This window comes from Streptomyces sp. ISL-36 (assembly GCF_018614205.1).
Lineage (GTDB): Bacteria > Actinomycetota > Actinomycetes > Streptomycetales > Streptomycetaceae > Streptomyces.
On the sequence record NZ_JAGGOS010000141.1, the window covers coordinates 17324 to 43150 of the forward strand.

General features: G+C 70.2%; 22 protein-coding genes. 9 read left to right on the forward strand and 13 right to left on the reverse strand.

Annotation, left to right across the window (positions count from 1 at the left end; genetic code table 11):
* The first annotated feature begins 250 nt into the window (after positions 1 to 250).
* A complete protein-coding gene (locus J7E93_RS31525) occupies positions 251 to 1822 on the forward strand; it encodes an APC family permease (RefSeq protein WP_215073448.1) in 1572 nt (523 codons plus the stop codon).
* Positions 1823 to 1965: 143 nt separating this feature from the next.
* Here the strand turns inward: J7E93_RS31525 and J7E93_RS31530 are convergent, their stop codons facing one another.
* Together J7E93_RS31530 and J7E93_RS31535 are read right to left on the reverse strand one after the other, a co-directional pair.
* Complete coding sequence (locus J7E93_RS31530; RefSeq protein WP_251067353.1) at positions 1966 to 2433, reverse strand: carboxymuconolactone decarboxylase family protein; 468 nt, start codon at positions 2431 to 2433, stop codon at positions 1966 to 1968.
* A gap of 175 nt (positions 2434 to 2608) precedes the next feature.
* Positions 2609 to 3055, reverse strand: coding sequence for a nuclear transport factor 2 family protein (locus J7E93_RS31535; RefSeq protein WP_215073449.1), 447 nt, complete (start codon positions 3053 to 3055; stop codon positions 2609 to 2611).
* A gap of 110 nt (positions 3056 to 3165) precedes the next feature.
* Between J7E93_RS31535 and J7E93_RS31540 the strand changes: the two genes are divergently transcribed.
* Positions 3166 to 3699 (forward strand): GNAT family N-acetyltransferase, encoded by a 534-nt coding sequence (locus tag J7E93_RS31540; protein ID WP_215073450.1) that lies wholly within the window; start codon positions 3166 to 3168, stop codon positions 3697 to 3699.
* Here J7E93_RS31540 and J7E93_RS31545 read toward each other — a convergent pair.
* Positions 3680 to 5179 carry a CehA/McbA family metallohydrolase gene (locus J7E93_RS31545; protein ID WP_215073451.1) on the reverse strand — a complete coding sequence of 500 codons (1500 nt, stop codon included), beginning with the start codon at positions 5177 to 5179 and terminating at the stop codon, positions 3680 to 3682. The two genes, J7E93_RS31540 and J7E93_RS31545, sit on opposite strands and share 20 nt — an antisense overlap.
* Positions 5180 to 5311: 132 nt before the next feature.
* On the opposite strand from J7E93_RS31545, the gene J7E93_RS31550 reads away from it, so the two are divergent.
* On the forward strand, positions 5312 to 6142 hold the full coding sequence (locus tag J7E93_RS31550; protein ID WP_215073452.1) for a TIGR03619 family F420-dependent LLM class oxidoreductase: 831 nt from the start codon (positions 5312 to 5314) through the stop codon (positions 6140 to 6142).
* 3 nt (positions 6143 to 6145) lie between these two features.
* Here J7E93_RS31550 and J7E93_RS31555 read toward each other — a convergent pair whose 3' ends face one another.
* The 4 genes from J7E93_RS31555 to J7E93_RS31570 all read right to left on the reverse strand — a co-directional run bounded on the left by J7E93_RS31555 (position 6146) and on the right by J7E93_RS31570 (position 8872).
* Entirely contained in the window at positions 6146 to 6769 is a 624-nt protein-coding gene (locus J7E93_RS31555) for a hypothetical protein (RefSeq protein WP_215073453.1), read from the reverse strand.
* 72 nt (positions 6770 to 6841) lie between these two features.
* Positions 6842 to 7351 (reverse strand): hypothetical protein, encoded by a 510-nt coding sequence (locus tag J7E93_RS31560; protein ID WP_215073454.1) that lies wholly within the window; start codon positions 7349 to 7351, stop codon positions 6842 to 6844.
* Positions 7344 to 8654, reverse strand: a complete 1311-nt coding sequence (locus tag J7E93_RS38205) for an alpha/beta hydrolase (RefSeq protein WP_215073455.1) — start codon at positions 8652 to 8654, stop codon at positions 7344 to 7346. Before J7E93_RS38205 ends, J7E93_RS31560 begins: the two co-directional genes overlap by 8 nt.
* Positions 8549 to 8872 carry a hypothetical protein gene (locus J7E93_RS31570; protein ID WP_215073456.1) on the reverse strand — a complete coding sequence of 108 codons (324 nt, stop codon included), beginning with the start codon at positions 8870 to 8872 and terminating at the stop codon, positions 8549 to 8551. The genes J7E93_RS38205 and J7E93_RS31570 overlap by 106 nt, the downstream gene beginning before the upstream one ends.
* 154 nt (positions 8873 to 9026) lie before the next feature.
* On the opposite strand from J7E93_RS31570, the gene J7E93_RS31575 reads away from it, so the two are divergent.
* On the forward strand, positions 9027 to 11612 hold the full coding sequence (locus tag J7E93_RS31575; protein ID WP_215073457.1) for a bifunctional FO biosynthesis protein CofGH: 2586 nt from the start codon (positions 9027 to 9029) through the stop codon (positions 11610 to 11612).
* A 142-nt stretch (positions 11613 to 11754) separates the two neighbouring features.
* The gene (locus tag J7E93_RS31580; RefSeq protein WP_215073458.1) at positions 11755 to 12873 is read left to right on the forward strand and encodes an ADP-ribosylglycohydrolase family protein; all 1119 of its coding nucleotides are present in this window, start codon (positions 11755 to 11757) and stop codon (positions 12871 to 12873) included.
* Here the strand turns inward: J7E93_RS31580 and J7E93_RS31585 are convergent.
* Together J7E93_RS31585 and J7E93_RS31590 are read right to left on the reverse strand one after the other, a co-directional pair.
* Positions 12858 to 14408 (reverse strand): sodium:solute symporter family protein, encoded by a 1551-nt coding sequence (locus J7E93_RS31585; RefSeq protein ID WP_215073459.1) that lies wholly within the window; start codon positions 14406 to 14408, stop codon positions 12858 to 12860. The genes J7E93_RS31580 and J7E93_RS31585 overlap by 16 nt on opposite strands.
* A 210-nt stretch (positions 14409 to 14618) precedes the next feature.
* Positions 14619 to 15401 carry an SDR family oxidoreductase gene (locus J7E93_RS31590; RefSeq protein ID WP_215073460.1) on the reverse strand — a complete coding sequence of 261 codons (783 nt, stop codon included), beginning with the start codon at positions 15399 to 15401 and terminating at the stop codon, positions 14619 to 14621.
* An 81-nt stretch (positions 15402 to 15482) separates the two neighbouring features.
* On the opposite strand from J7E93_RS31590, the gene J7E93_RS31595 reads away from it, so the two are divergent.
* Positions 15483 to 16316: a hypothetical protein gene (locus J7E93_RS31595; RefSeq protein ID WP_215073461.1), complete on the forward strand. Its 834-nt coding sequence runs from the start codon at positions 15483 to 15485 to the stop codon at positions 16314 to 16316.
* Between the two features lie 216 nt (positions 16317 to 16532).
* Here the strand turns inward: J7E93_RS31595 and J7E93_RS31600 are convergent, their stop codons facing one another.
* The 3 genes from J7E93_RS31600 to J7E93_RS31610 all read right to left on the reverse strand — a co-directional run bounded on the left by J7E93_RS31600 (position 16533) and on the right by J7E93_RS31610 (position 18763).
* Positions 16533 to 16733: a DUF397 domain-containing protein gene (locus J7E93_RS31600; protein WP_215073462.1), complete on the reverse strand. Its 201-nt coding sequence runs from the start codon at positions 16731 to 16733 to the stop codon at positions 16533 to 16535.
* A 244-nt stretch (positions 16734 to 16977) separates the two neighbouring features.
* Positions 16978 to 17838, reverse strand: coding sequence for a helix-turn-helix transcriptional regulator (locus J7E93_RS31605; protein WP_215073463.1), 861 nt, complete (start codon positions 17836 to 17838; stop codon positions 16978 to 16980).
* Between the two features lie 202 nt (positions 17839 to 18040).
* Positions 18041 to 18763 carry a GPP34 family phosphoprotein gene (locus J7E93_RS31610; RefSeq protein WP_215073464.1) on the reverse strand — a complete coding sequence of 241 codons (723 nt, stop codon included), beginning with the start codon at positions 18761 to 18763 and terminating at the stop codon, positions 18041 to 18043.
* Between the two features lie 169 nt (positions 18764 to 18932).
* Here J7E93_RS31610 and J7E93_RS31615 point away from each other — a divergent pair, with 169 nt between their 5' ends.
* Positions 18933 to 21305, forward strand: coding sequence for a D-alanyl-D-alanine carboxypeptidase family protein (locus tag J7E93_RS31615; protein ID WP_251067354.1), 2373 nt, complete (start codon positions 18933 to 18935; stop codon positions 21303 to 21305).
* A gap of 256 nt (positions 21306 to 21561) precedes the next feature.
* A complete protein-coding gene (locus J7E93_RS31620) occupies positions 21562 to 23250 on the forward strand; it encodes an MFS transporter (protein ID WP_251067355.1) in 1689 nt (562 codons plus the stop codon).
* A 454-nt stretch (positions 23251 to 23704) separates the two neighbouring features.
* On the opposite strand, the gene J7E93_RS31625 is transcribed toward J7E93_RS31620, so the two are convergent.
* Positions 23705 to 24244 (reverse strand): DinB family protein, encoded by a 540-nt coding sequence (locus J7E93_RS31625; protein WP_215073466.1) that lies wholly within the window; start codon positions 24242 to 24244, stop codon positions 23705 to 23707.
* A 128-nt stretch (positions 24245 to 24372) separates the two neighbouring features.
* Here J7E93_RS31625 and J7E93_RS31630 point away from each other — a divergent pair, with 128 nt between their 5' ends.
* Positions 24373 to 25611, forward strand: a complete 1239-nt coding sequence (locus J7E93_RS31630) for an IS701 family transposase (RefSeq protein WP_215073469.1) — start codon at positions 24373 to 24375, stop codon at positions 25609 to 25611.
* Positions 25612 to 25827: the final 216 nt, after the last annotated feature.

Consider the following 25827-nt stretch of genomic DNA (forward strand, 5'->3'; position numbering starts at 1 on the left):
ATCCCCTCCGCGAGAAGCCCCGGAAAACTCCACGGGAAATTTTGAAAACGGACATTTAGGACACGGCTGCGGTTCCCGCATATCGGACAGGCGGGAGCGGACCTACCAATCGGTCGGCCGCCTCCGGTCGTCGATCTTTCAATCAATGCCATGAGGGCGCTGTTGCCCTTTCAATGCAAGGCGAAGATCGGCCGAGGTTGCGGAGTTCGATCTTCCGGATGTGGAAACCGCAGCCTTTAACGTCCTGTTCATGACTCAGGTGGATGCACGGCCCCAGGCCGGAGACACGGTAAGGGGCGTCGCCTCCTCGGGCGACACCCAGGGCGTACAGACCAAAGGACTCGGAAAGAACTCCGTCGGACTGATGGGCAGTGCCGTCATCGGCATCTCGACCGTCGCTCCGGTCTACTGTCTGACCTCCACGCTCGGCTCCACGGCCGGCGAGGTCGGACTCCAGATGCCCGCGATCTTCCTCGCGGGATTCCTCCCGATGCTGCTCGTCGCGTTCGCGTACCGAGAGCTCAACAAGGCGATGCCGGACTGCGGCACCTCCTTCACCTGGACCGTGAAGGCCTTCGGCCCCCGGATCGGCTGGATGTGCGGCTGGGGCCTCGTCATCGCGACGATCATCGTGCTGTCCAACCTGGCCGGCGTCGCGACCTCCTACTTCTGGCTGCTCGCGGGTGAGGTCACCGGCAGCGACTCCGTCGCCGCCCTGGACGACAACAAGGCCGTCCACATCCTGACCTGCCTCACGCTCATCGCCGTCGCCACGGCGATCAGCTACCGCGGCATGACCGCCACCAAGGGTGTGCAGTACGCCCTCGTCGGCCTCCAGCTCGTGGTCCTCGTCCTCTTCGTCGCCATGGCCTTCCAGAAGGCCGGCAGCGGCACCTTCGACACCGGCATCGACTTCTCCTGGTCCTGGATGAACCCGTTCGCCGTCGGGTCCTTCGCCGCCTTCACCGCCGGTCTGTCGCTCTCGATCTTCATGTACTGGGGCTGGGACGCCTGCCTGTCCACCAATGAGGAGACCTCCGGCTCGACCAAGACCCCCGGCCGCGCCGCCCTCATCGCCATGGTCGTCCTGGTCGGCTCCTACCTGGCCACCGGCGTCGCCGCCCAGATGGCCGTCGGCTCCGGCGACACGGGCCTCGGCCTCGCCAACCCGGAGACCTCCGACAACGTCTTCGCGGCCCTCGCGGGCCCGGTCATGGGCCCGGCCCTCGGCATCCTGCTCTTCGTCGCGGTCCTCGCCTCGGCGGCGGCCAGCCTCCAGACGACGTTCATCCCGGTGGCCCGCACCGTCCTCGCCATGTCGGCGTACGAGGCGCTCCCCGCCTCCTTCGCGAAGGTCCACCCGCGCTTCAAGGTCCCGGGCAAGGCCACGATCATCGCGGGTGCCGCCACCGGCGTCTTCTACACGGTGATGACCCTGGTCAGCGAGAACGTCCTGGTCGACACGATCTACGCGCTCGGCCTGATGATCTGCTTCTACTACTCGCTCACCGCGTTCGCCTGCGCCTGGTACTTCCGCAAGGAGCTCTTCCGCTCCGGCCGGGACTTCCTCTACAAGGGCCTGTGCCCGGTCCTCGGCGGCGTCCTGCTGACCGCGGTCTTCGGCAAGACGCTCTACGACATGTGGGACCCGGCCTACGGCAGCGGCTCCTCGGTCCTCGGCGTCGGCTCGGTCTTCGTGATCGGTGTCGGACTGCTGCTGCTCGGCGTGGTGATCATGCTGGTGATGCAGCGCAAGAGCCCCGCGTTCTTCCGCGGCGAGGTGCTGACGAAGGAGACGCCGGCGCTGGTCGTCGCCGACTGATCCGCTTCCCCGTCTGATCCGCGGAGGCATCCGCGGCCCGACAGCCTGAGTCACAGCACGCCGAGGGGGCGGGACCTGGACGGTCCCGCCCCCTCGGCGTGTTCCGGTGCGCCGTCAGCGCCCCGTCCGGCCCCCGGGGAGCCTCACAGGCCCGTCCCGGCCGGCTGCCTCACCGTGACGTTGAGCCGGTTGAACAGGTTGGTGACACCCACCATCAGCACGATCGCGGCGAGCTGCTTCTCGTCGTAGTGGTCGGCGGCCGCGTCCCACACCTCGTCCGGTACGGCGTCCGAGGTGTCGGCGAGCCGGGTGGCGGCCTCGGTCAGGGCGAGCGCGGCCCGCTCCTCGTCGGAGAAGTACGGCGCCTCGCGCCAGGCGGCGACGGCGAACAGCTTCTCGTCGCTCACGCCGTTCTTCCGGGCGCTCTTGGCCCCGTAGTCCACGCAGAAGCCGCAGCCGTTGATCTGGCTGGCCCGCAGGTGCACGAGCTCCAGGGTGGACTCGGGCACACCGCCCTGACGGGTGGCCTTGATCAGCTCCTGGATGGCCGGCACCGCCTCGGGAAAGACGTAGGCGGGGTTGGTCATCCGGGCCTTCAGTTCCTGCTGCATGATGATCGCTCCTCGGCGGTCGGTGCCTTCTGCGCGGCCGTTCCTGTCGGCCTCACTGCACTGACGGAGCGCGCGACACGGATGTGACACGTCCGGGAGAGTTTTTTCGGGAGCCGGCTGTGGAGCGGGTGGGGGAGCCTGTCGTGGAGCCGCGCGGCGGCCTCCGTGGCGGCGGCTACGGAAGCACCGGGGGGTCCCCCTGCGTCCAGGCGATGCGCAGATCGGCCCGGGACAGCCGCCACCCCTCGGCCGTCCGGACGAGCTCGTTCTCCGTACGGCCACCGGAGAGGAACAGCCCGCCGTCGCCCGCGAGCACATGGGTGGAGAGCTGGTTGCCGAGCAGGGTGGCGCGGTCGCCGTCCACATCGATCAGGTAGTTCGAGCCGAAGTGCACGGTCCGGTCGAAGAGCGTCATCGCCATCCGCACGTTCGCGGCGACGGCCTCGCGCCCCCGCACGTCCCCGGCGGGCGTGGAGGTGGTCGCGTCCTCGGTGAAGAACGCGGCGGCCCACGTCTCGTCGAAGGCGCCGCGGTCGTCGAGGGAGCGCAGGTAGCGGTCGAAGAGCCGGGTGATGGCGGTGATGTCGGCGGCGTGGGCGGTGTCAGCGGTGTCCGTGTTCATGGGGCGAGCCTCACGCCTCAACCTCGGTCGAGGTCAAGCGCTGTCCGCCGGGCGCCGTCAGCGGCGCCTCCCGATTACCGTCCTGGGCCACGGTTCGACAGGATGGGGGCATGACCGAGATCCGTACGCCCCGCCTCCTCCTCCGCCGCTGGACCGACGACGACCTGGTCCCCATGGCCGAGATCAACGCGGATCCCGAGGTCATGCGCTGGATCGGCGACGGGTCCGTCCGGGATCTGGAGCAGACCGCAGAGGACATCGAGCGGTGGGAGGAGGAGTGGGACGACGAGGGCTTCGGGCTCTTCGCCGTCGAGCTCCTCGCCTCCGGTGAGCTGATCGGCTTCGCCGGGCTCTCCGTGCCCGACTTCCTCCCCGAGGTGCTGCCCGCCGTGGAGATCGGCTGGCGGCTCGGGCGGCAGTACTGGGGTCACGGGTACGCGTCCGAGGCCGCCCACGCCGCCCTGGAGTTCGCGCTGCAGGACCGTGGCCTGGACCGGGTCGTGAGCATCACGCACATCAGCAACACGGCCTCCGAGAACGTCATGCGCAAGCTCGGCATGGTCCCCGAGCGCGACACCAACCACCCCGTCTTCGGTGTCCCGCTGCGCGTCCACGCCATCGACCTCAGCGAGTACCAGGGCTGACCTCCTCGGCCTCCAGGAACACCGGGTTCGTGAAGGCGGCGAGCGCGCCCGGCAGCGGCGGCAGCGTCGCCGGGTGGCGCACCTCCGCCCGTACGTAGGTGGCGTACGCGGCCGTCGTCGCCCACTCCACCGTCCCCTCGCCGCCCGCCGGAAGCACCGCCGTGTGCAGCACTCCCTGGTCCGTCACGAAGCGGACCGTGCGGCCCGGGGCGCCGGTCACCGTCAGCCGGACGGTGACGGGCTCGTCCGCCGCCGTCCGCAGCCGCTCGCCGATGCCGGCCGTACGGCCCCGGCCGTCCGTCGCCGTGAAGGCCAGCGACACCGCCGAGGACTCGGCGACGTACGAACGGCCCGCGCGCAGGCCCGCGAGGATCGCCTTCCGGCTCAGGTCGTCGGCGAGCACCACCGTCTGCGGGGTGCCGACCGCGTCGGGGTCGCGGTGGGCGTCGCTGTTGCCCATCGCCGGGGTCCAGCGGCCGGTGGCGAGCGCCCCGTCCCAGGCGGCCAGCGACACCTCGTCGTCCGGGGTGAACGGGCCGTTCCACACCTCGACCACGTCCGCGTCGGCGAAGCCGAACTTCCAGTTGCAGCCGATGCAGGTGGCGTGCGGATGCGCGGGGACGACCAGGCCGCCCGCCCGGCGGATCTCCCGCGCGAAACGGCCGAAACGGTTCTCCCGCGCCCGGTGGCGCCAGTCCACGAAGGTGCCCGGCGCGGTCCCCAGAGCCAGGACATGACCGTTGCGGGTGGTGATCTCCTCGCCGAGGAGGATCAGCAGGTCGTCCCCGGCGAACTCCGCCCACGCCCCGTGCCCCGCGGTGGTGTTGTGCTCGGTGGTGGCCAGGAAGTCGAGCCCGGCGGCGCGGGCGAGCGCGGCGACCTCGGCCGGCGTGCGGCGTCCGTCCGAGTACACGGTGTGCAGATGGCTGTCGCCGCGATACCAGGCCCGGCCGCGGCCCTCCGCCCGCTCCGGCGGGTACACCGGCCGGGGCGTGGGCAGCGATGCGCCGAAGCGGAGGGTGATCGTCACCGTGTACGCGAGGCCCTGCGGCGCCACCGTGTACGGCGCCAGCGCGACGAACCAGGTCCCGGCGTCCAGCGGACCGGCGACATACCCGGGGGTCGCCGCGTCGGCCCGCACGAAGAACTCCTTGCGGGCACCGCCCGACCAGCCCCGGAAGCCCCTGCCGCCGAGCTCGGTGCCCCGCTGGTCGAAGAGCCCGATGTCGAGGGCGTTGCCCTGCGTCCCCGCGGGGACCGGCGGCCTGTCGTACGTGTACGCGACATGGATCTCGCGTACCCCGCGCGGGATCTCGACCGGCAGGTACGCGTAGTCGGGGGAGCCGGGCGGCAGCGTGCCGCCGACCGTCTCCGTACGGTCGCCGCCGGGGGTGTCCGCGTACGCGAAGTTCACACCCCCCAACGTAAGGGCCGACGCGGCCGAGGTCGCGAGGAGCGTGCGTCTGGTCGGTTCGCTCATGTCCGGCACCCTCACATGACGCCCTGAACTCCCGGACGACGCAAGACATCCTCAGGTCGTCTCCGCGCCGACCGGACACCCCCTCGTGCCGCACCTCTCGGAAATCCGGCCCGCACCCCCTACCTTGCCCTCATGCGGATCTCGACCACGATCTTCCTGACCGACGAGACCATCTCCCCCGTGCGGATCGCCCGCGAGCTGGAGCAGCGCGGCTTCGCCGGCCTCTACCTGCCCGAGCACACCCACATCCCGGTGGAGCGGTCGACCTCCTACCCGGCGGGCGGTGAACTGCCCCGGGAGTACGGCCGTACCCTCGACCCCTTCGTGGCGCTCGGCCAGGCCGCAGCCGTCACCGAGCGGCTCGCGCTGGGCACCGGCATCACGCTCGTCGCCCAGCACGATCCGATCGACCTGGCCAAGCGGATCGCCACCCTCGACCATCTCTCGGGAGGCCGCTTCACCCTCGGCGTCGGTTTCGGCTGGAACCGCGAGGAGGCCGCCGACCACGGCGTGGAGTGGTCGACGCGACGCGAGCTGTGCCGGGAGCGGATGGCGCTGATGCGCGCGCTGTGGGCGGCGGAACCGACGGCGTACGAAGGTGCGTTCGGCGTGTCGGTACGGGCCTCCCACGCGTACCCGAAGCCGGCCGGTGGCGCGCCCCGCACCCTGCTGGGCGGGGCGGCCGGCCCGAAGCTCTTCGCGCAGATCGCGGAGTCCGCGGACGGCTGGATGCCGATCGGCGGGCGCGGCCTGGGCGAGACCGTGCCCGTGCTGCGGGAGGTGTGGGAGAAGGCGGGCCGGGGCCCGCGGCCGCCGCAGGTGGTGCCGTACGCGGTCCTGCCGAACCCGGGGAAGCTGGCGCACTACGAGGAGTTGGGGTGCGAGGAGGTGGTGCTCCAGCTTCCGCCGGCGGACGAGACAGAGGTACTGCGCGTCCTGGACGACTACGCGAAGTACCTCTGAGCCTCAGCGCAGCGCGGGCGGCTCCAGGTCCTCGACGGCCTGCTCGCCCTGGGCGCCGGCCGGGTCGTAGGCGCACGGCATACCGGTGAACCCCTCCAGCGTCCGCCAGTACGACCGCCAGGCGAAGGAGACCCGGTCGTCGTCGCCCTTGTGTGCCCGCAGCTCCCGGTTGTCGCCCGACGTCTCGTAGTCGGTGACCGTCCACCCGGTCGCCTTCAGGTGCGCGTGCAGCCGGCGCAGCGCCGCCGCGCCCTCGGCCTCGTCGACCGCGTCGAGCCGCCACTCGTGGTACAGCCGGTACGAGCGCGGCTCGGGCGTGTCCTCGATGCCCTCGATGCCGCGCGGGTAGCAGACGCCGCCCGACAGCCGGTTGTCCGCCTCCGCGCGCTCACCGCTGCGCACGGCCGGCAAGGGGCGGGCGATGCCCGCCGCGTCGTACATCTCCTGCGACCGCTCCGTCGCCCGCCGCGCCGTCTCGGCCGGCGGCACGACCGGGAAGTCCTCGCCGGTCGCCCGGTCGACGGCGTACCAGAGGACCAGTCCGGCAATCAGCAGCACGGGAAGGGCGACGACGCCGAGGACGACGTACAGGCCGATACGCAGGCGTCGGCGGGTGGGATCGATCATGGCACGGACGCTACGGGTGGGGCCGCGCGGCGCGGATCCGTACGGGGGCCCAGAGGGAGGGGGCTCACGTACTCAGGACTCCTGGAAGCAGCGGGAGACGACGGTGATGGCGAGGACCGAGGTCGGGTCCTTGTCGTTGCGGTTGTCCATCAGTCGGAGATCGGCGGAGAATTCGCCGTCGGGCGAGTCCGCGACGATCGTGGGCGTCTTCGCCTTACTGGTGTCCGGGCCGTCCGAGACGATCTTCCAACCCTTCTCGGGGAGGGCTCGGCGCAGTGCCGCGTAGGCCTTCTCCAACTCCTCGAAGGGGAGGTCGTAGATGCTCCAGCTGTGGCGCATGTGGATGACCTGCCCCTCGGGCTCATAGTCATCACAGGCGAGCGGCAGCGGCCCCGGCTTGGTGATCTTTCCCTTCTTCACGCCGGTCATGTCGAGAATGCTGCTGGAGGCGCGCTGCGCCCCCTCCCGCATCTGGACGGTGTCGCGCACCTCTGCGGTCTTCTTGTCCATCGTCGAACATCCTGTCAGGAGTGCGCACGCCACCAGCAGGACGGGCACGGTCAGTCTCAGTCGCTTAGTCAAGAGTCACCTTGTCGTGGCGGCCGGTGATGACCGCCCCTTGGTTGTACAGGCTGTTCCGGCCCGGTACCCAGAAATCACCGTGGTCCTTCGCGTCGCTCGCCATGATGTTCCCCCCGAAGCCCTTGTCCGTGGGGATCGTGAAGCCCTCACCATGCCCCACGAGCCTGCCGCCCTGCCGGACGAGAACGTCGTCTCCGCCTCCGCCCATGGCCCAGACGTGCTCCTTGCCCACGCCCAGGTCGCTCGCGTGTTCCACCTGCATGCCGGGGCTGCCGACCGCGATGATGTCGTCCGCGAGCGGCCCGGCGCCCTGGCCCTGCTGGGTGGCCATGCCGGCGACGGTGGAGCCGTAGCTGTGGCCCATCACGGTCGTGTGCGACCGGTCGGGGCCGCCTTGGGCGGTCTCCATGCCGTTCATGAACTGCCGCAGTGTCGGAGCGCCCTCCTCCCCGTACTTGTTGAGCGTGGCCGCCGGGATGTCGTTCGGCGCGTTGTAGTCGAACCAGGTGATCGTGGAGACGTTCTGGTTCGGTACCAAGACGTTGGTCTGCGACCACAGGGCGTCGGTGCGCCCGAGATCCCCGTCGATGTCCGACAGCTTCGTCTTCGTCCCCGGTACGTACACCGCCGTGTGGTCAGCCGTGTCCGGGTTGCCGTTCGCCAGGATGACCCGGCCGTCGTCCTGCTCCGCGTTGAACTTCAGCAGGTACGCCTCCGGCATACCGCTGCTCGCCGGGCGCTCCAGACGACTCTCGATGGCGTTCATGCCGAGCAGCCAGCCCTTGAGGTCCGCCTGGCGGCCCTCGTACTTGTGGTGCCAGTCGAGCCACTTCTGGCTGTACACCATGCCGCCGCGCGCGCCGTACGAGACCAGCTTCGGCTTCGGCTCCGGCGGGATGCCGGCCAGCTCGATCTCGTACTTCGCCTTGGACTCGGCGAACACCATGCGGTTGGCGTCGTCACGGACGGTGGAGGGAATGCCGTCGAGTGCGCCGATGGAGGCCGGGTAGAGCGTGGCGTACTCGTCACGCTGCTCCTGCGTCAGCCCGTTCCACCACGTGGCGTTCTCCTCGGTGCTCTTCCCGTGGGGGATGTCGTCGGCGGCGGCGTACTTGCCGGCCGCGTCCTGGAGCCGCTTGGTGTCGGCCGCGGCGTCCGCGAGGTCCTTGTACTCGACCTTGAGGCCGGGCTCGGCCTTCAGGTGGCGCAGGACCCCGGAGTAGCGGCCGTCGATCTCGTTGGCCTCTGGGGGGCGGCGAGTTCGGAGGCGAGGCCGTTGAGGGCGGTGCGGATGAGACCGCACTCGGTGTGCAGGTACTGGTAGTTGCGGGCGAGCTGACCGAGGTCGGCCTCGGCCGCCTTGGCCGCCTCTCCCGTCTGCGATCCCCGGATCTTCGCGAGCATCTCGTTGTCGGCCCGGTCTTTGTCGGCGTTGGCGCGGGAGCTGACCTTGCCCCAGCCGTCGGCGGCGTCGGTGTACTCGGAGAGCTTGACGTCGCGCAGTTGCTGCCAGGTGGGCACCGTCGTCTCCCCCGCGAAGCGTGATCGATAAGGCCGGGCGCCATCGTATGCGCGGCCGCCCGGGTACGGATGAGTACTCCTACTCAGTCCGGACGATCTCCCTGTCGTCCCCATGTCCCGGCCCCTTGTCACGGTCGGCTCGTATGCTCGACGCATGACGGATCACCAGGTCGGACGGCCCACCGAGAACGCCATGCGCCGCGCCCTCAAGCGGGCCAGGGACGGAGTGGCGCTCGACGTCACCGAGGCGGCCGTGCTGCTCCAGGCGCGCGGCGGCGACCTGGAGGACCTGACTGCGTCGGCGACCCGCGTGCGGGACGCGGGCCTGGAGGCGGCCGGGCGGCCCGGTGTCATCACGTACTCGAAGAGCGTGTTCATCCCGCTCACCCGGCTTTGCCGGGACAAGTGCCACTACTGCACCTTCGTCACCGTGCCGGGCAAGCTCCGCCGGGACGGCCACGGGATGTTCATGTCCCCCGACGAGGTCCTGGACATCGCCCGCCGCGGCGCCGAACTGGGCTGTAAGGAAGCGCTGATCACGCTCGGCGACAAGCCCGAGGACCGCTGGCCCGAGGCGCGCGAGTGGCTGGACGCGCACGGCTACGACGACACCCTGGCGTACGTACGGGCCATGGCGATCCGGATCCTGGAGGAGACCGGGCTGCTGCCGCACCTCAATCCGGGCGTGCTGTCCTGGACGGACTTCCAGCGCCTGAAGCCGGTGGCGCCGTCCATGGGGATGATGCTGGAGACGACCGCCACCCGCCTGTGGTCCGAGCCCGGCGGCCCCCACTACGGCTCCCCGGACAAGGAGCCCGCCGTGCGGCTGCGCGTCCTGGAGGACGCCGGACGCTCCTCCGTGCCCTTCACGTCCGGGCTTCTCATCGGGATCGGCGAGACGTACGAGGAGCGGGCCGAGTCGCTCTTCGCGCTGCGCAAGGTCTCCCGCGCCTACCACTCCGTCCAGGAGCTGATCATCCAGAACTTCCGCGCCAAGCCGGACACGGCGATGCGCGGCATGCCCGACGCCGAACTGGACGACCTCGTCGCCACGATCGCCGTCGCCCGGCACATCATGGGCCCGAGCGCCTGCCTTCAGGCCCCGCCGAACCTCGTCGACGAGGAGTACGGGCGGCTGATCGGCGCCGGTATCGACGACTGGGGCGGGGTGTCGCCGCTCACCATCGACCATGTCAACCCCGAGCGGCCCTGGCCGCAGATCGACACGCTCGCCGAGAAGTCCCGGGCGGCCGGCTTCGAGCTGCGGGAACGCCTCTGTGTCTATCCGGAGTTCGTCGGCCGCGGCGAGCCGTGGCTCGACCCGCGCCTGCTGCCGCATGTCCGTGCCCTCGCCGACCCGGAGACGGGCCTGGCGAACCCGGACGCGCCGGTGCGCGGGCTGCCCTGGCAGGAGCCCGACGAGGCGTTCACGGCCACCGGCCGCACCGATCTGCACCGCACCATCGACACCACCGGCCGCACCGGTGACCGCCGCGACGACTTCGACGAGGTGTACGGGGACTGGGAGTCGCTGCGCGAGGCGGCCGCCCCGGGCATGGTCCCGCAGCGCATCGACACCGACGTCCGCGAGGCCCTGGCCGTGGCCGCGGACGACCCGACCCGGCTCACCGACGACCAGGCCCTGGCCCTGCTCCACGCCGACGGACCCGCGCTCGACGCGCTGACCCGGATCGCGGACGACGTCCGCAGGGCGGTGGTCGGCGACGACGTCACGTACGTCGTCACACGGAACATCAACTTCACCAACGTCTGCTACACCGGCTGCCGCTTCTGCGCCTTCGCCCAGCGCCGCACCGACGCCGACGCCTACACCCTCTCCCTGGACCAGGTCGCCGACCGGGCCCAGCAGGCGTGGGAGGTCGGCGCGGTCGAGGTGTGCATGCAGGGCGGTATCCACCCCGACCTGCCGGGCACGGCCTACTTCGACATCGCGCGGGCGGTGAAGGAACGCGTCCCGGGGATGCACGTGCACGCCTTCTCCCCGATGGAGGTCGTCAACGGCGCGACCCGGACCGGGCTCTCGATACGGGAGTGGCTGACGGCGGCGAAGGAGGCCGGGCTCGACTCGATCCCCGGCACCGCGGCCGAGATTCTCGACGACGAGGTCCGCTGGGTGCTCACCAAGGGCAAGCTGCCCACGGCCACCTGGATCGAGGTGATCACGACCGCCCACGAGCTGGGCATCCGCTCCTCGTCCACGATGATGTACGGGCATGTGGACCAGCCCCGCCACTGGCTCGGCCACTTCCGCACGCTGGCCCGCATCCAGCAGGAGACCGGCGGCTTCACCGAGTTCGTGACGCTGCCCTTCATCCACACCAACGCCCCGGTCTACCTCGCGGGCATCGCCCGCCCCGGCCCGACGGTCCGGGACAACCGCGCGGTCACGGCCATGGCCCGGCTCCTCCTCCACCCGCACATCAGCAACATCCAGACCAGCTGGGTGAAGCTGGGCGCGGAGGGCGCGGCCGAGATGCTCCGCTCCGGCGCCAACGACCTCGGCGGCACGCTGATGGAGGAGACGATCTCCCGGATGGCGGGCTCCAGCTACGGCTCGTACCGCTCGGTCAGGGATCTCGTCGCCATCGCGGAGGCGGCGGGGCGGCCGTCGCGGCCCCGTACGACGCTGTACGGCGAGGTCCCCGAGGAGCGGGTCCGGACGGCACAGGCCTCCGACGGGCACCTGCCGGAGCTGCTGCCGGTGGTGCCGTCGGAGTGAGCCGAACCCCGGTGAACTGGTCAAATCCGGCCTGAAGGGCGTCGGATCACATAACGTTCCGCCCCCCGAACGTGCGTACCCGGTCGATTACAGTGCTGCGGCAGACCTGCGTCAGACCTGCGTCACCGGGGGAGGGCACGTCGTGACCACAACCGCCACGGCCGTGTGGGGCCGTGCCGAGCAGCAGGACTTCCGGGCCCGGGTCCGGGGCTGCCTCCTCGGCGGGGCCGTCGGCGACGCGTTCGGCGCGGGCGTCGCCGGGCTCTCCCTGGCGGAGATCCGGGCCGCCCACGGTCCCGAGGGGCTCACCGAACCGGTCCCGGCGTACGGCCGGCGCGGGGCCGTCACCGCCGCCACGCAGATGACCCTGTTCACCGTCGACGGGCTCATCCGCGCCCAGGTCCGCCGCGACACGGGGGCCTGGCACCCGCCGACCGACGTCCACCGGGCCCATCTGCGCTGGGCCGCCACCCAGCACGACTGGGGCCCCGACGAGCGGCGCAAGGACAACGGCTGGCTGGCCCGGGAGGAGTGGCTCTACGCCCGCCGCGACCCGGCCCGCTCCTGCCTGACCGGCTTCGGCGACGAGACCCTCGGCACCCTGGACCGGCCCAAGAACCCGGGCGCGACCGACTCCGGCGCGCTCGTCCGCTCGGCGCCCTTCGGGCTCCTGGTCGGCTGGGAGCCCCAGCTGGTGTGCCAGCTGGCCGTGGAGTGCGCGGCGCAGACCCACGGCGATCCGGCCGCGTACCTCGCGGCCGGCGCCCTCGCCGTCGTCGTGCACGGGCTCGCGCGCGGTGAGAGCGTGGACGGCGCGGTGCAGCGGGCGCTCGGCCAGCTCGCCCCCCGCCCCGGCCACGAGCCCGTCACCGACGCGCTGCAGCACGCGCTGGGCGCCGTACGCCAGGGGATGCCGAGCGCGACCCGGGTGACCGCTCTCGGCGCGGACGAGGACCGGGCGGAGAACCTGCTCGCCGTCGCCGTCTACTGCGCCCTCGTCGGCGAGGACATCCGCCACGGGCTGCGCCTCGCGGTCAACCACGACGGGCCGTCGGCGGCGACGGGTGCGGTGACCGGCGCGCTGCTCGGCGCCCTGCACGGTGAGACGGCCCTCCCGCCGGCCTGGCTGGCCGAACTGGAGGGCCGTGCGACGGTCCTGGAGCTCGCGGACGACTTCGCGATGGAGATGACCCAGGGGGCCGCCCTGCACAGCCCTTCCGAGTCGTCCCCGGGCTGGCTCGCCCGCTACCCGAGGGGCTGATCCGCCCGGTCGCCGCCGGCCTGCGCCGGGACGGCGGCCGCGCCGGCGGGTCCGCCGTCGTCCGAGTGGATCTTGTCGAGCACCGCGTCCCGCTCCGGGGTGTCCTCCGGCCTGACGAAGCCGATCAGGATGTACAGGATGAGCGAGGTGGCGAGCGGCGACACGATCTGGATCTGCAGTTCGATGCCGTCCAGGCCGTAGTTGGTCAGCCAGAAGGCGAACAGGCCGGCCGCCCACGAGACGAGCGCCGCCGTCGGACCCGACTTACGGAACGTCCGCAGCAGCCCCAGCATGAACGGGATCGCGATCGGCCCCATCAGACCGGCCACCCACTTGATGACGACGGTGATGATGTCCTTGAAGGCGGGGGAGTTGACCTGGGTGGCGACCGCCATCGACAGACCGAGGAACGCGATCGTCGACCAGCGGGCGGCGAGCAGCCCTGCCCGCTGCGACCAGCTCCGCGCCGCCTTGCTCATCACGGGCGCGATGTCCCGGGTGAAGACGGCAGCGATGGCGTTGGCGTCGGAGGAGCACATGGCCATGGTGTGGGAGAAGAATCCGACGATGACCAGCCCGAGCAGTCCGTGCGGGAGCAGCTGTTCGGTCATCAGGGCGTACGAGTCGGAGGCGTCGGGCTTGTTCGGCTCGACGAGCAGCGGCGCGACCCACATGGGGAAGAAGAGCACCAGCGGCCAGACGAACCACAGGACGGCCGAGAGCCGGCCGGAGCGGGTGGCCTCGCGGGCGCTGGGGGTGGCCATGTAGCGCTGGGCCTGGTTCCACATGCCGCCGCTGTACTCGAAGGTCTTGATGAAGAGGTAGGCGAGCAGGAAGGTCATCGTGTAGGGGCCGGCGGTCGGCGCGGTGTGGCCCTGCAGCTCGGGCCGGTCCCAGACGGTCCACAGCGCGCTGAAGCCGCCGAGCTTCGCCAGGACGGCGACGAGCATCGCGATACCGGCGAAGAACTGGATGATGAACTGGCCGAGCTCGGTGAGCGCGTCGGCCCAGAGGCCGCCGACCGTGCAGTAGACGCCGGTGATCACGCCGGTGATGAGGATGCCCTGGTTGAGGGAGATCCCGGTGAAGACGGAGAGCAGGGTGGCGATCGCCGCCCACTTGGCACCCACGTCGACGATCTTCAGCAGCACTCCGGACCAGGCCAGGGCCTGCTGGGTGGGCAGGTTGTAGCGGTTCTTCAGGTACTCCAGCGGCGAGGCCACATGCAGGCGGGAGCGCAGCCGGTTGAGGCGGGGCGCGAAGAGATGGGCACCGATGGCGATGCCGATCGCGATGGGGAAGGACCAGGTGACGTAGGAGGTGACGCCGTAGGTGTAGGCGATACCCGCGTAACCGGTGAACATCACCGCGCTGTAGCCCGACATGTGGTGCGAGATGCCGGAGAGCCACCACGGCATCTTGCCGCCGGCGGTGAAGAAGTCGGAGACGTTGTCCACGCGCTTGTGGGACCAGACGCCGATCGCGACCATCACGCCGAAATAGCCGATGAGCACGGCCCAGTCGAGACTGTTCATTTTTGAGCCCCCTCCAGGGGTCCGGTCCGCCTTGTGAACGCCGTTCATGGTGTGGTGAGTTGAGCAGCCACGACAACGGACCGGAGGGTCAAGAGAACGTAAAATCGTTCGAGTTTTTGACCTCGATTCATGTCTGTGAATCCAGATGGGGTCAAAAAGGGCCGTACGGCAAGGTTGCCGTACGGCCCGGGGGTGCTGCGCCGTCCTCCGCTAGCGCATCAGCTCGCCCGCGTTGACGAGCAGCGACTGCCCGGTGATGGCCCGCGCCCGGTCGGAGGCGAGGAAGGCCGCCGCCTCTGCCACGTCCCCGTCGGTCGCCAGCTCCGGCAGCGCCATCCGCTCCGTGAGCCGGCCGAGCACCTCGGCCTCCGCCACCCCCTCGGTGTGCGCGGTGAACCGTACGTACGCCTGGACCGGCGGGCCCCACATCCACCCCGGCAGCACGGTGTTGACCCGGATCCGGTGCGGGCCGAGCTCGCGGGCCATCGAATACATCGCCGAGGTGAGCGCGCCCTTCGAGGCCGCGTACGCCGCCTGCTGGACCTGGGAGGGGGCGGCCACCGCCGACTGCGTGCCGATCAGGACGACGGACCCGCCGCGCTCCTTGAGCGCCGGCAGGCAGGCCCGGGTCATGCGCAGGGTGCCGAGCAGATTGACGTCCAGGACGCCCTGCCAGGTGGTGAAGTCGGCGTCCTCGACGCCGCCGAAGTAGCTGTCCCAGGCGGCGACGTGGACCACCGCGTCGATCGCGCCGAACCGCGCCAGCGCGAGCCGGGCGAGCGCCTCGCACCGGGACTCGTCGGTGATGTCCGTGGGAAGGAAGGCGGTGCGCTCGCCCTCCGGGTCGATCTCCGCCGCCGAGGAGGCGAGGTTGGCCTCGGTGCGCGCCCCGAGCACCGCGTTGCCCCCGTCCCGCACCACCGTCGCGGCGATCCGATGGCCCAGCCCGGGGCCGACACCCGACACGACCACGGTCTTTCCCTGGAGCGGCATCCGGGTCCCTCCCGACTCTGGCCAATCATCTGACGGCCCGTCAGAGTAGGGGGCGCCATCCGACATGGGAAGGGGCTGGGAGTGAGCGAGGAGACGCGCAGCGAGACGTACGGGGAGCTGGCCGCCGTAGGGCCCTACGGGGTGCGCCCCGGCCATGCGCTGATCACCATGGTCGAACCGCACCCAGGGCACGAGTACGCGTACAACCGCTGGTACGAGGACGACCACTACTACGCCGGGGCGATGGCGATGCCGTGGATGTACGCGGGCCGCCGCTGGGTCGCCACGCGCGAACTCCAGGAACTGCGCGTCCCGGAGAAGTCCGCGGTCGCCCAGCCCGTCACGGCCGGCTGCTACCTCTCCACCTACTGGATCGCCGAGGGCCGCTACGACGACCACATGAAGTGGACCGTCGCCATCAACAAGCGCCTGAACCGCGACGCCCGGGTCCACCACCACCGTACGCACGTCTTCACGGCCTTCCAGGACCACGAGGCGACCGTGTACCGGGACGGGGCGGCCGGACCGCGCGACGTCCACGCCCTCGACCACCCCTACGCGGGCCTGATCCTCCAGGTGATCGACACCGAGGGGCCGGAGCGGCGGACGGAGCTGCTCGAACGGCTGCGCTCGCGCGAGCTGCCCCGGCGCCTCGCCGGCTCTCCGGCGGCGATGGTCACCGTCTTCCGGCCGACACCGCTGCCGGGGGACCGGATGACGTACGTGAAGCAGGTCGAGGGCGTCGACACCCGGCTGACCCTGCTGTGGTTCCTGGAGCGCGACCCGCGCACCTGCTGGTCCGCCCACTTCGCCGACCTGGACACGATCGCCGGGGAGGCCGGCCGGGTCGAGCTGGTGGCGCCGTTCGTCCCGACGGTGCCGGGCACGGACCGGTACGTGGACCAGCTGCGCTGATCTCGGCGTCGCCGAGAGGGCCGGACTCGGTCTCGCGGAGAGGGCCGGGACCGGTGTCGGGGAGAGGTTGGACGGCCGCCCCGGAACCGGTGTCCTGGAGGCGGCCGGAACCGGGGCCGTGGAGACGGCTGAGCGCCGTGCCTCGGATACGGCCGAGCCCCCTCGGCCAGGACGGCGGACCGGACGAGAGGGCTCTTTCCGTGGTGCTGAGTGAACTCAGAGAGTCCCGGTGGTGACTTCGCCGACGAAGGCGTTCCACGACCCCGACCCGAAAGCGATGGACGGACCCTCGGGGGCCTTGGAGTCCCGGACCGCAATCGATGCCACGACGGGGGACTTGACTTCGACGCAGGCCCCGTTTCCGCCGGAATAGGAGGACTTCGTCCAGGTGTCCTGAGCGCCCTGAATAATCGCCATGTTCTTAGCTCCGGTTCTGCCAGTAGTGTGTCGCGCCAACGTTCTTGCTGGCGTGATCGACGCTACTCGCCGGTCCCGTCGCGTGGGGGCGGCGTTCACCCGACCGGATGGCATATTCCAGCTGGCCTTCCGCTGGAACAAGGCCGGGGTGTACCGTACCGACCTCTTCCTCCGGCGGGCTGTCCGTATGACGGCATTCACCCGCGAATCGGAGAATTCGGAAATCTGCCGACCTTGTCGCCGGTCAAATGGCGGCGTACGCCTTCGCGATGTCCGAGATGAACTCCCGGGTCTGCTCGACATTCAGGGCCTGCGCCCGCAGGTGTTCGTACATCACGCTGTACTTGGCGACGTCCTGGGCCTTCTCCAGATACAGGTCGCTCGTCACGCCCTCGATGTAGACGACGCTGGAGTCGGACGTGTCGGGGAATTCCAGGATCGCGTAATGTCCGCTGATTCCCGGATGCGCGCCCATGTCGAACGGCAGCACCTGCACGGTGACGTGCGGCAGATGCGACTGCTCGACGAGATGCTCCAACTGCTCGATCATCAGCTGCTTGTTGCCGACGATCCGGCGCAGCGCGCCCTCGTCGATCACCGCCCACAGCCGCAGCGGGCGCTCCTCGTCCTTGATCCGGTCCTGCCGCCGGGTGCGGACCGTGACCCGCTTGTCGATGTCGGCCGGGGCGGACTCCGGCAGCGCGCCGCTGATCACCGCCTCCGCGTAGCCGTGCGTCTGCAGCAGGCCGGGGATGATCTGCGGCTCGTACACCCGCAGGCTCTCCGCGTCCGTCTCCAGGCCGATGTAGACGCTGTACGGGATGTCGCCGAAGGCGTGCCACCAGCCCTGCTGGCGCGAGTCCTTGGCCATCTGCATCAGCGACTCGACGACCCGCTCGTCCTCGACCTCGTACACCCCGCAGAGGTCGCGGACATCACGCTGACTGATCGAGCGACGACCGTTCTCGAGGCGGCTGATCTTGGACTGCGAGACCAGAAGACGCTCGGCCACCTGCTCGGCCGTCATGTTCTTCTGCTCCCGGAGCCGGCGCAGCTCCTGGCCCAATCGGCGTCGCCTGACGGTGGGATTGACGTTGGACGCCACGGAAACTGCACCTCCGGCTGTCGGCTGCGTAGCTGTGAGTATCTACTGCTTGGCAGACTGCCACCAAAGGTGTGGTGTGCGCTGGGAAATGGCCACAACGCTGGGGAAACGCGCGTGGGCGGGACGGTCGTGACGACCGTCCCGCACACGCCTGCGGCTCCCGGAGTGGTTCTTGTCGGCCCGGTCGCGCGGGCTCGCCGGCTCAGTGCACGGCGGCGCGGACCATGCCACCGCGGCGGGGCTGCTCGGGGACGCCCGCGGGACGTCCGCCACCCGTCGCGGAGTTACGGCGCGGCTGGGCGGCCACACCGTTCTGGACGTCCATCACGGCATGCGCCACGAGGCCGCCCATGGGGTCGTGCCGGATCAGATCGCGCAGCCGGGACCGCGACGACCGTCCTTCGTTCCCCGGGTACAGGTGCTTGCCGAGACCGACCGCGTGGGCCAGCGCGGCGAGCGCCGCGGTCCGCGGGTCCGGCGGTACGCCGGTGCGGATCGCACTGTCCAGCCGGGCTCTGATCTCCCGGCTGATCGCCGTCTCCGTCGCTTGGTAGCGCGTCGTCGGCAGCACCCCGCACATGTGGGTCTCCACGGCATGCACCATGCCGCATCGCTCCAGATGCGAGAGATACGTCTGGCGGAGCCCCAGTCGGGGTCCGCCGATCCAGTGGACGGCCCGAACCGGGCTGCCGCGTCTGCGCAGCAGTTCCAGTGCGGAGTCCAGAGTCGGATCTCCGGTCGGCCGTGGCATCACCACGGCGATACGATCCCCGTCAGGGGCTATCCGTCCCGCCAGAGCCAGCTCCACTAGCTGTGCTCCGGCGAGGCCCAGGTCGAGCGACTGCGGCTGCGCTGTGGTACCCGTGGCCGGGTCCAGAGCGAGCAGCAGAAGCTCCTCCGGAAGTGTTCTGCGGCTCCTGCCCATCCATGCCTCCCCGCGTGGATGAGTCACAGGGTGACCCCTCTCACATTCATCTGTCGAGAGTGCCTGGGTGGTTCGTACGGGAACCAGTAGGTATGTCGTTCTCGTCTAGCACGGGGGCCAAGGGGTTCACACAGGACACTGGTACACGGTTCGGACGTACGCATGACGTATGACGCATGGAGGAGGCACGGTGGCGGGCGAGTCCCCCGACAAGGCGGAGCAGGAGTCCTCGGGGTCTTCAGGGGCTTCGGCGGAGACGACTCCGGCGGGCGGCCGGGATCCGCGGCTCTCCGTGCTTCGTGAGCCGCAGGCGTCGGAAACGGCGTCGGGAACGACGTCCGGCACGGCGTCGGCGGTTCAGATCGACCAGCCGACGGCCGTCTTCAAGACCCTGGCCCCGCGCACCTCGGACGACGACGCCGCACCGGCACCGCCCGAGGCGGAGACGGAGGCTGCGGCGACGGAGGCTGCGGAGGACGCCACGGCGGACGAGGTGGCGGAGTCCACGACGGACGACTCGGTGGACGACTCGGTGGACGTCTCGGTGGACGACGCTCCCGAGGCCGGGGGCGACCGTCTGCGGGCGGCGGTGGCGGCGTGGGTCGCCTCCGGCGACGAGGAGTCGTCGCGGCCGGACGAGGCCGAGGGCGACGTCGAGGCCAAGGCCGAGGAGGCCGAGGGCGCTCCGGCGGCACCCGAAGGCACCGACACGGCCGAGGGGGCCTGGTTCGCGGCGCGGAAGCCGGCTGAGGCCGAGCCGGAGCCTGTTGTCGACCCCGACCCCGACCCCGAGCCCGAGGACGCGCCGGAGGCTGTCGCCGAGCCCGACCCGGAGACCGACCCGGAGCCCGACGCCGAGCCCGAGCCCGTCGATCAGCCCACCACCATGTTCAAGGCGGTGCGGCCGCCCGTCGTGGATCAGCCGACGACCGCGCTGAAGCTCCCGCCGCTGCCGAAGACGCCGGACTCTCCCGAACCCGGCACCAAGCCCGTCGCCGAACCCGCTTCGAAGCCCGCCGCGGAATCTCCCGCCGAGCGCACGAGCAAGTTCGTGGCCCTGCGCCCGGACATCCCCAAGGCACCGACAGCACCGACAGCACCGACAGCACCGACAGCGCCGACAGCGCCCGCACGGCCCGCGGCGCCCGGTACGCCGGCCGCGCCCGCGGCGAAGGCCCCTGCGGCCCCGGCGCCCACCCCCGTACCCCCGCCGTCCCTCACCGAGGCCGAGCGGACCAGGCAGCAGCCGATGCCGCCGCTACCTCCGCTGGACCTGCTGGCGGAGCTGACGAACACCCCGCCCCCGCCGCAGACGGCGCTGCGCACCACCGTCCGGCGGGTGCGGATCTGGACGCCGCTGGTCATCCTTCTCCTGATCATCTTTGCGATCGTACAGTTCGTGCGGCCGCTGCCCCCGCCTGTTCTGAGCCTTTCCACGGCCCCCACCTTCACCTTCGCGGGCGGGGAGCTGAACATGCCCTGGCCCACCGAGGGCCAGGGCGCCGCCGAGGTCGAGGGCGTCGGTTCGCTCGGGACGTACGGGGCCCAGAAGCCCGCCCCGATCGCGAGTGTCGCCAAGACGATGACGGCGTACGTGATCCTCCGCGACCACCCCGTCAAGGGGAACGAGTCCGGTCCGGAGATCACGGTCGACCAGAAGGCCGGCGAGCAGGCCAAGGCCAAGGACGAGTCGACGGCGGCGATCAAGGAGGGGCAGCAGTACACGGAGAAGGAGCTGCTCCAGCTCCTCATGATCCCGTCCGGCAACAACGTGGCCCGGCTGCTGGCCCGCTGGGACGCCGGTACGGAGGCCGCGTTCGTCGAGAAGATGAACGTGGCCGCCAAGGACCTCGGCATGACGGACTCCGTCTACACCGACCCGTCCGGTCTGCAGGCGACCACCGTCTCCACCCCGCAGGACCAGCTGAAGCTGGCGAAGGCGGTCATGCAGTACGACGTGTTCCGGGAGATCGTGAACATGCCGAACCTCACCGTCGACGGCATCCCGGGCCAGATCGAGAACAACAACAACATCCTGCTCAAGCCGGGTGTCAGCGGTATCAAGACCGGCTCCTCCACGCCGGCCGGCGGCAACCTGCTCTGGGCCGCGAACACCGTGATCGACGGCAAGAACCGCCGCATCCTCGGTGTCGTGATGGGGGCGAAGGACGCCGACCAGCTCCACAAGAAGCTCCAGCTGGCGATCGACTACAGCCTGAAGCTGATCCAGCAGGCCCAGAAGGACGTCACCTCCGCCGCCGTCGTCCGCAAGGGCCAGGTCGTCGGCTACGTCGACGACGGGCTCGGCGGCAGGACCCCGGTGATCGCGACCAAGGAGCTCAAGGCCATCGGCTGGCCGGGCCTGAAGGTGAACCTGGAGCTGACCGACGGCGGAAAGACCGTGCCGCACTCCGCCGCGAAGGGTGACGTCGTCGGCCAGGTGTCGATCGGCACCGGCACCGGCAAGGTCAGCGCTCCCGTCGCCCTCCAGTCGGACCTGGTGGAGCCGGGCTTCGACAAGAAGCTGACCCGTCTGGGCTGACCGCCCGGGCCGACGTGACGGGCGCCCCGGTCCTCCGGGGCGCCCAGCTGTTAGCGTTCCGACAGACCATGCGCATGCGCGAAGGGCAGCACGGGAGAGGGCCGCAGTGACCACCGCCGAGCCGACACGCGCCGACGAAGCCGCGCAGACGCGAGCCCCTGCGCCGGCGCGAATAAACCTCCCGGCCCCCCGGCCGCCCATCGAGCCACCGCCCGGGCCCCCGCACCCTCCGCGCCGCAGACGCCGCTATCCCGTCATGATCGCGACGGGCCTCGCGGCGCTCACCCACGTCCTGTGGTTCTTCCTGTTCGCGAACAGCGGCGGCGACCTCGCCGCCCAGGACGCGTGGGCCGAGTTCGTGGGACGGCACCCGGACTCCGCGTACAACCTCGCCTGGTACGGAGGGATGCACCCGGTCTCGTACAGCGTGATCTCGCCGTACGTGATGTCGGTGCTCGGCGTGCGCTCGACGATGATGATCGCCGGCACGGTCTCGGCCGGTCTGACGGCGCTGATCCTGGTCCGGGTACGGGCGGTCCGCAATCCGCTGGCGTGCTCGCTGGCGGGGGTCTTCGCTTTCCTGTGCAACGCCCTGTCGGGGCGTGTGACGTTCGGGCTGGGCATGATGTTCGCCCTGGGCTCGGTCGCCGCCGTCTTCTGCTGGCCGTACCGCTGGCGCCGCAGACGGTGGGCGAAGGCCGCCGTCGCCGCCCCGCTGGCCGGTCTCGCGACCGCCTGCAGCCCGGTGGCCGGGCTCTTCCTCGGGGTCGCGGCGGCGGCGCTCTTCCTCAACAAGCGGCGCCCGGGCGCGTACGCCCTCGGCCTCGCGCCGGTGGCGGTCGTCGCCGTCTCCTCCTGGCTGTTCCCCTTCTCCGGTACGCAGCCGATGTCGCTGGGGTCGACCGCGCTGCCGTTCCTCTTCGGGGTGCTCGTCCTCGTGCTCGTCCCGCGCGACTGGCGCACGGTGCGTACCGGGGCGGCCGTGTACTCCGCGGGCACGCTGCTGACCTGGCTGATCGACTCCCAGATCGGCTCGAACGTCTCGCGGCTCGTGATGCTCTTCGCGGGCGTCGTCCTCCTGGCGGCCCTGCCCTACACGGCCCCGCGGTCGCGTCGCTGGTACGCGATCGTGCTCGCCTTCGCCGGACTGAACTTCTGGATCGGCTTCAAGGGCGTCGACGACATGGTCCGTACCGCCCCGGACGCGTCCTGGGCGCGGGAGGTCGCGCCGCTGATCAACCAGCTGCAGGTGCGCGGGGCGGAGACGGCGCGGGTGGAGGTCGTCCCGGCCTCCAGCCACCGCGAGTCGTCCGCCCTCACCCCGTACATCAACCTTGCCCGGGGCTGGAACCGGCAGGCGGACATGGAGCGCAACCCGCTCTTCTACGACGACACGCTCAACGCCTCGAACTACCAGGACTGGCTGGACCGCTGGGCCGTGCACTACGTGGTGCTGCCGACGGGGGCGCCGGACTCGGGGGCGGAGCGGGAGGCGGAGCTGGTCGGGGCCGGCCTGCCGTACCTGAAGCAGGTCTGGTCGGACGCCAACTGGCGCCTGTACGAGGTGGACAACCCGACCCCGCTGGCCGATCCGCCGGCCGAGGTACGGCGAGCGGGCGCGAACGAGGTCGTGATCGAGGTCGACACGCCGGGGCGGGTGCTGATCCGTGTCCCGTACTCGCCATGGCTGGCCCTCCTCGACGAGAACGGCGGCAAGGTCGAACCCCCGGAGGAGACGGAGGCCTCGCGGACGGCCCGCGAGGCGTCGGAGACGGAGCTCCCGAAGGTCTTCCTGAACGAGAACGGCTGCCTGCTGAAGGCGGAGGCGGACACGGAGGGCGACGAATGGACGGAACTGGTGGCCCCGAAGCCGGGCGTGTACCGCCTGGCGGCCCCGTACAAACTCTTCCCCCGCGGCACAGCCTGCCCGGACGAACTCCGCTGACGGCCCCCCACTGACGAAGGGCACCTACCGAGGGCCGGTAGGTGGCCTCTCCGCTTGTCCCGCCGCTGGTCTCGAATCTGCGACACCCGCTTTAGGAGCATGATCATAAGCTCACTCGTCTTGCCTGATCCGGCTTGATGTTTCGCCGTTTTAGCAGGTCAGCGACCTGATAGGGGAAGACGGGGGGAGTGATCTTTCACGATCCTTCGCGGGTCTCCTTTGTCTTGCTGTTCCCATCAGGTTCCCAGCCGAGGGTATGGGGGACGGTCTTCAAGGGTTGGCAGAGGTATCTCCGCAGGTTCGTCGCCCAGCCGGGTTCCATTGAGCACCGCAGATGCTTTGGAGGGGCGACAGGCTCTCGCTCCTTGGCCCGGGAATTGAGCCAGCGGCCGTTTCCGCAGGTCAGCCACCTGACTACAGGCTAGTACTCCAGCCGTAGATCGTGATCTTGCTGCTACTCGGTGAAGCCGTGGAGGTAAAGGTCGCGAAGGACACCGAGTTCGGCACCGTGATGAGCGGCTTCGTCCAGGGCATGTAGGGCCAGCAGTAGGTAGCTCTCGTGGCCGTAGGCACCAGCGCGGGGACCCATGGGCTGGAGGAGACGGTCATCGCCGAGGGATTCGACTCGGGTTCGGAATCGGGACCAGTCGTTGGTCAGCATCTGAACGCCTTCGGTTGCCGTGCCCGGCCACAGATGCCGGTCACCGCTCTGAGATTCGTCTGCAAAGAAGCGGTCGTAGCCGCGCAGGCAGTCTGCTCCGATGTGCCAGATGCGCCAGGCGATCGTCGTGAACGGCGCCGGTCGGGCATCGCCTGCGGGCCGTGGGTCGGCACGGAACACACCGTTCGTATCCGCCCGGAGCGTCATGCACGAGGCAACGGGCTCCCAGAGGTATTCGGCGTCGGTGAGACCGTCAAGGCGAGCGAAGGTTCTGGAACGTACGTCGTCAAAGGTTTCGAGCAGATCTCTGGTGACGGGGCCGGGCGAGGCCATTGGCAGCTCCAGGTTCGCCGACGGGTGCGGCCACCGCTGATCATCGGTGTGTGAAGACAGAAGATCATGCAGTGGCCGCGGATCACAGCGTAGCCCCTGCCCACTGGCAGAAGGCGTTCGACGGTCTGATGGACCGGATCGCGGGCCGGTTCGCGCGTGTTGAGCCCCGCCGACGGATACGGCGGCTGGTGCTCGGGCTGCTCTCGGACCTGCCCCGGAAGAACTGCTGGACCATCGCTGAGTGGGCCGGGGAGGCGACCCCTGACGGCATGCAGCACCTGCTGAACCGTGCCAAGTGGGACGCCGACGCCGTCCGTGATGACGTGCGCGAATACGTCGTCGATCACCTCCACGACGAGGCAGCGGTGCTGGTCGTCGACGAGACCGGCGACGTGAAGAAGGGCACCCGCACAGTCGGGGTCCAGCGTCAGTACACCGGCACAGCCGGCCGGATCGAAAACTCGCAGGTCGCGGTCTACCTCGTCTACGCGGGCGAGCGGGGTCACGCGGCGGTGGACCGGGAGCTGTACATACCGCGCTCCTGGACGGGCGACCCGGACCGCTGCCGGGCGGCGGGGCTGGGCGAGGACACCGTCTTCGCGACCAAGCCGGAGTTGGCCCGCAAGATGATCGAGCGGTTCCTGGACGCCGGACACCACGTCGGCTGGGTCACCGGGGACGAGGTCTACGGCGGCAACCCGAAACTACGCACGGCTCTGGAGGAACGCGGCATCGGCTATGTCCTCGCGGTGGCCTGTTCTGCCGAAGTAAGCACTGCCGCAGGCAAGTTCCGCGCCGACGCCCTGGCGGCGAAGGTCCCGAAGCGGGCCTGGCAGAAACTCTCGGCCGGACGGGGCGCGAAGGGACACCGGTTCTACGACTGGGCCGTCATCGACCTCACCGAGGCGGCCCCGGGCAAACGACAACTCCTGGTCCGCCGCAACCGCACCACCGGCGAACTCGCCTACTACCGCTGTCATTCCGCCGAGCTGGTGCCCGTGTCTGTCCTGGTCAAGGCTGCCGGCTCACGATGGCGGGTGGAAGAGACCTTCCAGACCGAGAAAGGGCTGGCGGGACTCGATGAGCACCAGGTCCGCCGCTACTCGTCCTGGACCCGCTGGGTCACCCTGGCCATGCTCGCCCACGCCTTCCTCGCGGTCGTCCGAGCCGACGAACACGCCCGCCATCCCGGGCCGGCCGACTTGATCCCGCTGTCCTGCAACGAGATCCAACGCCTGTTCATCACGGTCGTCGTCCAGCCTCTCCACACCATGGCTCACCGACTCCGCTGGTCCGACTGGCGACGCCATCATCAGGAGAGATCACGCACCAGCCATTACCGACGACAAGCGGCATCCCAGACATGAAGATCACGATCTACAGCTGGAGTACTAGGCGGTCCCCCCTGCGGGTGGGGGAGGACCGGTTCGGCAAGAGAGTAAGTCCTACGCGTGCGTAGATCCGCACCAGTGCTCAGGATCACCCCCCGGGGGAGTACCTCCGTGGAAGGATTCGCGACATGTCGGTCGCCTCCTCGGTCCTCGTTCCGTACGCCTCCTATCTGCGGGTGTACGAGCCGCTGG